The organism is Kribbella sp. (genome assembly GCF_035687465.1).
Lineage (GTDB): Bacteria > Actinomycetota > Actinomycetes > Propionibacteriales > Kribbellaceae > Kribbella.
In genome coordinates this window covers 1-2,091 of sequence record NZ_DASRXP010000495.1, presented here as the reverse complement: position 1 = coordinate 2,091, position 2,091 = coordinate 1, and the positions used below count along the sequence as shown (strand labels likewise).

The 2,091-nt window shown below is 68.9% G+C and carries 1 protein-coding gene and 1 pseudogene; both read left to right on the top strand.

Features of this window, described 5'->3' with window-relative positions:
* Positions 1 to 1,435: pseudogene (locus tag VFG33_RS26115) on the top strand (hypothetical protein); the annotation flags it as partial.
* Positions 1,436 to 1,496: 61 nt separating this feature from the next.
* Entirely contained in the window at positions 1,497 to 1,850 is a 354-nt protein-coding gene (locus tag VFG33_RS26110; RefSeq protein ID WP_325055600.1) for a DNA alkylation repair protein, read from the top strand.
* Positions 1,851 to 2,091 lie beyond the last annotated feature (241 nt).

Genomic DNA, 2,091 nt, shown 5'->3' with positions numbered 1-2,091 from the left:
CCTCATGCTCGCTTCCGTCACGCTCCTGCTCGCCGGGGCGCTGCTGGGATTGGCCCGGCGCCTGCGGTTGGCTCCGCCGTACGCGGTGGCTCCGCCGACAGCCTTGGGCCTGGGCGTGACTGTGGTCTGCGCTGCCCTGCTCGCCTGGATCGTGGTGTCGGCCGGCGAGCCCTTCGTCCAGGCCCGGCTCGAGACCGCCAACACGGTGAGCACCACGACAACCGTGCCGCCCGAGGTGAAGCCGGTACAGCTCGACGGAGAGCTCGAGTGGAGCCGCGAGGTCCCTGCGACCGGTGCGATCGTGGGAACGGTCGGCGGCGTGGCAGAGCTTCGACCGGACGGCGTGGTGATGTCCGACGCGACCACTGGGCAGATCCGCTGGCGCTACTCCCGGGCCGATGTCGACGATGCCGCCTCCGACGGTTCCCGGGGTCTCCTGGTCTCCAGCGACGGCCGGACCATCGCGGCCCACCTCCCGTACGGCGGCAACGGCACTCCCCCGGGGATCGAGTTGCCGACGTACGCAGTACTTGATGCTGAGACCGGCAAGGTCCTCACTGAGGTGCACACAGAGGGCACTGCGCTGGCAGTCGATGCGAACCAGTTCCTGGTCGCCGAGGGCCGGGATGTTGTCGCTCACGGCGTCAGCAGCCCCACCCACTGGCGGACCAGGCTGCAGTGCGCGGTCACCCAGGGCGTGCTGCTCGCAGACCAAGCCGTAGTGGTCGATGCCTGTGGTGGCAACAGCGCGGTGGTTCGTGGGCTGGACCTGGTGGACGGCGACCAGCGCTGGGACCTCGACCTTGGCTTCCGCTTCGAGCTCAGCGCCGAACTGGACCCGACGAGCTGGATCGGTGAGCTGATAGCCATCCCGGACACCCGCGAGGTCTCCGGACTGGTCTGGACGGGCGAGGCCGGCGGAACCCTGTACCAGTGGTCCGTAGACGTCGGCGAGGGTCGCGTCCTCTGGAGCACCCCAGTCCCCGGTACGCCGAGACCGCGGCTGGGGCCGTCGACCTGCGACGCGCAGTTGGCCGCAACCCACACCTCACTCGTACTGGTGACCTGCCGGAACGGCAGCGAGCCTGGCTCGGAACAGACCTACGACGTATCGGCAGTGAGCCCAGCAGACGGCACACCGCAGTGGCATCACCTGCTGTCGGTGCCGCCGAAGCTGCAGCAGCCCGAGTTCCCCCGGGACGGCTTCGGCCTGCTGCCGGACGGCCGAGTGGTCACCCTGATGCCGCAGCCCAACGGCACCTGCTCGCCGGTGATGGTCGGCACCACCGGCGTCACGCCCCGGCCGATCGTGGCAGGCCCGACAGCAGCATCCGTAGCCGAACGGGACAAGGTCACCTGCGACAAGCCCGCCGTCACCGTCGCCGGCGGCCGCCCGATCTTCAGCGACGGCTCCCGCCTCTTCGCCCTCAACTGATTCCGGCCCGAGGACTACGCTCTGGCGATGGAGTTGACCGCGGCCGCTTTAGTCGACCGAGTTGCGGGCTCAGGCCCGGCCGGACGAGTTCCCGCTCCGGCACTACCACGGCGACGGCGGGGTCCTCGGAGTCCGGATGGGAACCACCTTCGAGATCTCCAAACGGTTCACCGACCTGCCGCTGACCGAGGTCGACCGGCTGCTCGACGTCCCGCAGTACGAGCCCAGAATGGCCGCCTTCTGCGTGCTGGACTTCAAGGCCCGCAAGGCGAAACTCCCCGGCGACGACCGCCAGGCGGCGTACGAGCTGTACCTGCGACGCCACGACCGGATCGACAGCTGGGACATGGTGGACCGCGCCGCGCCGCAGGTGATCGGGCGCTACCTGATCGACCGGTCCTCCGCCGATAGGTAAACCCTCACCCCGACCGGTACGGGCAAGACAACCCCGGGGGGCAGGCGCGAGCCCGCCTGATCATTCGTCCCCTTTTCACCCTCCCCGCAGACTGTCCAATCGGCGGGTTCTAGCGGTCAGTGCACCACCTAGCTCGAGGAGTTCTCGTGCAGGTGCTTGTTGCTGTTCGTCGTGAGTTCTGGTTGCTGATTCGTGAGGGCTGCTCGGCTGGTGAGGCTGCGGTCAGGGTGGGTATGTCGGA